Genomic DNA, 4,810 nt, shown 5'->3' on the forward strand with positions numbered 1-4,810 from the left:
TGTTGGCGCGCAAGCCCAAGATGCTGGTCGCTATCGCGCTGGCCAATAAGATGGCCCGGCAAATCTGGGCGATGCTGACAAAGAACGAAGATTACAAGGATCCGGCGCTGGCAGTCGCGGCATGATGCTCTTGTTGAACTGCTAGCGACGGTGCCAAGGGGAGTGTAAGAAGACGACGACCTGAATGGGCAAAACGATCGAATAGATCTGGATTGGGAAAACCAGTTAGGGCCTACGAGCTCAGAGCTCGCTCAACAGATTTGGACCTGATCCGCTGATCACCATCCCGGCCCGCGGCTTTTGGAAGTGCCGCATCTCGAGGCCTTACAGAAGACCGCACTCGATCACTCGCCAATAGGGTCAAAAAATTCTTGCACTACGGGCGGCAACCACAGAAGACCCTTGCTGGCTGGCCGAACTTATCTCTATATTGACTTTAGTTTACGCGCGCAGCGTTACGTCAAGGGAGGGTTAAGATGGGGCAGCAAAAAATCCGCAATATGGAGGAGTTTGCCGCTGTAAGTGGCATTTCCCGGCCCACGCTGTCGAAATACTTTAACGATCCCGACAGCGTGCGGCGCTCGACCCGCGAGAAGATTGAAGCGGCGCTGAGCCAGCATGACTATCGCCCCAATGTCTATGCGGTGAACCAAAACCGCCGCAAAACCCGCAACATCGGCGTTGTCGTGCCCAACCTCTCCGACCCGTTCTTTTCCGAGATTGGCCGCGAGGTGGAACTGGCCTGTCTGGCGGCGGGGTATAGTCCGATCTTGCTCAGCTCGCACGGCAACCCGGCGCAAGAGCGGGCCAATCTCGACTCGCTTCGGGCGCTGAAACCTGCGGGCGTGCTTTTGGCGCCCTTCGGCAAAGCCTCGGACCGGGAGGCGATCGCGCGCTTTTGCCGGGACGTGCCCGTCGTGACCTTTGACGCCAATGTCGAAGGGGTCTGTGAGGCTTTCGTGGGTACCGACAATTTTCAAAGTGTAGAGTTGATTGTCGAATATCTGTGCCGCAGCGGAGAGCCGCCCTGCTTTTTCGAGATGAAGACACCCAGCAACCCGAACGCCAACAAGCGCCGCCAAGCCTATCTTGAGGCAATGGAGCGGCACGGCTTTGCCCCGCATATCCACCAGGTGCCGGGCGAGGGGTGGAATTTCGAAGAGATCGGCGCGACCGAGGGCGGGCGGCTGATTTCGGCAGGGGCATTTGAGACCGATACGGTGCTCTGCTCGAATGACCGTTTGGCCATCGGGATGCTGTCAGCGGCCTATGAGTTGGGGCTGCGGGTGGGCCATGGCAAGGACTGCGCCATGCGGATCGCGGGGCAGGATGACCACCCGTTTTCGCGCTATACCTGCCCGCCGTTGACCACCATAGCGCAGGATTACGGCGCCATCGCGAATCGCGCGGCCAGCACGCTGTTCCGTATTATCGAAAGCGAAACCCGCCTGACCGAGCGCGAAGAAACGCTGTTTGATGGCAAATTGGTGATGCGCGCCTCGGCGTAAGTCATTGAGTTCGCAAGTTGCTCAGAAAATAGTTATCGCGCGTAAAATTTAATTTGACTGCGCGTTATGTGGGCCGTTAGTCTCATTCCATCATCTGTAGAGGGAGGAACTATTGATGTTCTCGAATAACTCATTGCACGCTGCGACGGCCCTGTCCCTGATCATGGGCGGCGGCGCTTTTGCTGAGACGATCACCATCGCCACCGTGAACAACGGCGACATGATCCGGATGCAAGGCTACACCGACAAATTCACCGAAGAGACCGGCCACGAAGTGGAGTGGGTCACGTTGGAAGAGAACGTGCTGCGCCAGCGCGTCACCACCGACATCTCGACCAAGGGCGGTTCTTTCGACATCATGACCATCGGCATGTATGAAACGCCGATCTGGGGTGCAAACGGCTGGCTGGTGCCGCTGGACAACCTGAGCGAAGACTATGACGCGGACGATATCCTGCCCGCCATGGCCGGTGGTCTGAGCCACGAAGGCACGCTTTACGCGGCACCTTTCTATGGCGAAAGCTCCATGATCATGTACCGCACTGATCTGATGGAAAAAGCCGGCATGGAAATGCCGAAAGACCCGACTTGGGACTTCATCCGCGAAGCCGCCGCCGCCATGACCGATCGTGAGAACGACATCAATGGCATCTGCCTGCGCGGCAAGGCCGGTTGGGGCGAAGGCGGCGCGCTGATCACGGCGATGTCCAACTCCTTTGGCGCACGCTGGTTCGACGAAGACTGGAACGCCCAGTTCGACACCGAGGCTTGGGCCAACACCATCAACTTCTACAAAGACCTGATGGATGAAAGCGGTCCTGCGGGCTACGCCTCCAACGGCTTCAACGAGAACCTCTCGATGTTCCAGCAGGGCAAATGCGGCATGTGGATCGACGCCACAGTGGCAGCGTCCTTCGTGACCAATGCCGATGATTCCACCGTGGCCGACAAGGTTGGTTTTGCGCTGGCACCGGACACAGGTCTTGGCAAACGTTCCAACTGGCTCTGGGCATGGGCGCTGGCAATCCCGGCGGGCACTCAGAAAGAAGATGCCGCGAAAGAGTTCATCGAATGGGCCACCTCGAAAGACTACATTGAGTTGGTTGCCGAGAACGAAGGCTGGGCCAACGTTCCTCCCGGCGCGCGCAAGTCGCTCTATGAGAACCCCGAGTACCAAAAAGTGCCCTTCGCACAGATGACACTCGACTCGATCCTGTCGGCTGATCCTGAGAACTCCACCGTCGATCCGACGCCTTATGTCGGTGTTCAGTTCGCCGCGATCCCAGAGTTTGCAGGCATCGCGACCGACGTGAGCCAAGAGTTCTCTGCCGCCTATGCCGGTCAGCAGACCGTCGAAGAGGCACTTGAGAAGGCACAGGACCTGACCAACGACGCAATGGAAGCTGCTGGCTACCGCTAAGCCGCTGCTCCTCCGCCACAAAGGGCGGCGAACACCGCCGCCCTTTTCCGCCCAACCACCTGATATGATACCCTTCACCTAAACGCGGCATCCGCCGCCTGCAGAGGAGATGTGCCCGATGGCTACCCAACATTCCCGATCAGCGGCACGCCTGATGATGGCCCCTGCGGTGGTCTTGCTCCTTGGATGGATGCTCATCCCGCTGACCATGACGCTCTATTTTTCCTTCAAGAAATACCTGCCGATGCGCGGCGGTGATCTGGGCTGGGTGGGGTTTGACAACTACGTGCGCTTCGTCACCTCGAGCGCCTTCTGGCCCTCGGTGATGACCACGCTGATTATCGTGGGCGGTGTGCTGGCGATCACGGTAGGCTTGGGCATCTTGCTCGCCATCCTGTTGAACCAGCCGATGTGGGGGCAGGGCTTTGTCCGCATCCTCGTCATCGCGCCCTTCTTTGTTATGCCCACCGTTTCGGCGCTGGTGTGGAAGAACATGTTCATGGACCCGAACTACGGGCTTTTCGCCTACCTTTGGGAATTCTTCGGGGCGACCCCGGTGCAATGGATGAGCCAAGCCTCACTTTCGTCGATCATCATCATCGTATCGTGGCAGTGGCTGCCTTTTGCGACGCTGATCCTGCTCACCGCGATCCAATCGCTTGACCGCGAGCAGCTTGACGCTGCTGAGATGGACGGCGCCCCCGCCACCAAACGTTTCGCCTATATCACCCTGCCGCATCTGGGCCGCGCGATCACCGTGGTGATCTTGATCCAGACGATCTTTCTGCTGTCGATCTTTGCGGAGATTTTCGTGACCACGGGCGGTGCCTTTGGGACCAAAACACTGACCTATCTCATCTTCCAGCGGGTGCTGGAAAGCCAGAACATCGGCCTTGGATCGGCAGGCGGTGTCTATGCAATCATTCTCGCCAATATCGTTGCCATCTTCCTGATGCGCATCGTCGGCAAGAACCTGGACGCCTGAGGAGGAGACATCATGGCACGCGCAGTCACCAGACAACGCAAGATCGTCAACACGGCCCTCGCATGGGGTATCGGTTTCCTGATCTTCTTCCCCATCCTTTGGACCATCCTCACCAGCTTCAAGACCGAAGCACAGGCCATCGCCGATCCGCCGATCTTCCTCGGCTTTGATTGGACGCTGGCCAACTACGAGGCGGTTCTGGAGCGGTCGAACTACGGGCGGTTCTTGTGGAACTCAATCATCATCGCGGGCGGCTCGACCGTCCTTGGCATCTTGATCGCGGTGCCCGCCGCATGGTCGATGGCCTTTGTGCCCGGCAAGCGGACCAAAGACATCCTGCTCTGGATGCTCTCGACCAAGATGCTGCCCGCGGTGGGTGTGCTCTATCCGATCTACCTGCTCTGCATCCAGTTCGGTGTGCTCGACAGCAAGATCGCTTTGGTCATCATCTTGATGCTCATCAACCTGCCGATCATCGTCTGGATGCTTTATACCTACTTCCGCGAAATCCCCGGCGAGATCTTGGAAGCGGCACGGATGGATGGGGCAAGCCTGCGTGAAGAGGTGCTTTATGTCCTCACGCCCATGGCGATCCCCGGCATTGCCTCCACGCTGCTGCTGAACTTCATCCTCGCATGGAACGAAGCCTTCTGGACGCTCAACCTCACCGCGGCCAAGGCGGCACCGCTTACCGCCTTCATCGCGAGCTATTCCAGCCCCGAGGGCCTCTTCTACGCCAAGCTCAGCGCGGCCTCCACCATGGCCATCGCGCCAATCCTCATCCTCGGCTGGTTCAGCCAGAAACAACTCGTCAGCGGCCTGACTTTCGGCGCAGTCAAGTAAGCAAGGGACAGTCACATGGGACAAATTAAACTCAATCAGGTTTCCAAAAGCTTC

4 protein-coding genes and 1 pseudogene are annotated in these 4,810 nt (G+C 58.4%); all 5 read left to right on the top strand.

Features of this window, described 5'->3' with window-relative positions:
• A pseudogene (locus A3722_RS01560) lies at positions 1-125 on the top strand (IS110 family transposase); the annotation flags it as partial.
• A 351-nt stretch (positions 126-476) separates the two neighbouring features.
• A complete protein-coding gene (locus A3722_RS01565) occupies positions 477-1,508 on the top strand; it encodes a LacI family DNA-binding transcriptional regulator (RefSeq protein ID WP_067625906.1) in 1,032 nt (343 codons plus the stop codon).
• Between the two features lie 115 nt (positions 1,509-1,623).
• Positions 1,624-2,928, top strand: coding sequence for an ABC transporter substrate-binding protein (locus A3722_RS01570; protein ID WP_067625903.1), 1,305 nt, complete (start codon positions 1,624-1,626; stop codon positions 2,926-2,928).
• Positions 2,929-3,046: 118 nt separating this feature from the next.
• On the top strand, positions 3,047-3,913 hold the full coding sequence (locus A3722_RS01575; RefSeq protein WP_067625901.1) for a carbohydrate ABC transporter permease: 867 nt from the start codon (positions 3,047-3,049) through the stop codon (positions 3,911-3,913).
• Between the two features lie 12 nt (positions 3,914-3,925).
• Positions 3,926-4,756: a carbohydrate ABC transporter permease gene (locus tag A3722_RS01580; RefSeq protein WP_067625898.1), complete on the top strand. Its 831-nt coding sequence runs from the start codon at positions 3,926-3,928 to the stop codon at positions 4,754-4,756.
• The last annotated feature ends 54 nt before the right edge of the window (positions 4,757-4,810 follow it).

The organism is Sulfitobacter sp. HI0027 (genome assembly GCF_001634775.1).
Classification (GTDB): Bacteria; Pseudomonadota; Alphaproteobacteria; order Rhodobacterales; family Rhodobacteraceae; genus Sulfitobacter.

What these genes read in the sequence shown, in the direction of transcription:
- A3722_RS01575 (WP_067625901.1), top strand. Translation starts at nt 3,047, where the DNA reads ATGGCTACCCAACATTCCCGATCAGCGGCACGCCTGATGATGGCCCCT.
- A3722_RS01570 (WP_067625903.1), top strand. Translation starts at nt 1,624, where the DNA reads ATGTTCTCGAATAACTCATTGCACGCTGCGACGGCCCTGTCCCTGATC.
- A3722_RS01580 (WP_067625898.1), top strand. Translation starts at nt 3,926, where the DNA reads ATGGCACGCGCAGTCACCAGACAACGCAAGATCGTCAACACGGCCCTC.
- A3722_RS01565 (WP_067625906.1), top strand. Translation starts at nt 477, where the DNA reads ATGGGGCAGCAAAAAATCCGCAATATGGAGGAGTTTGCCGCTGTAAGT.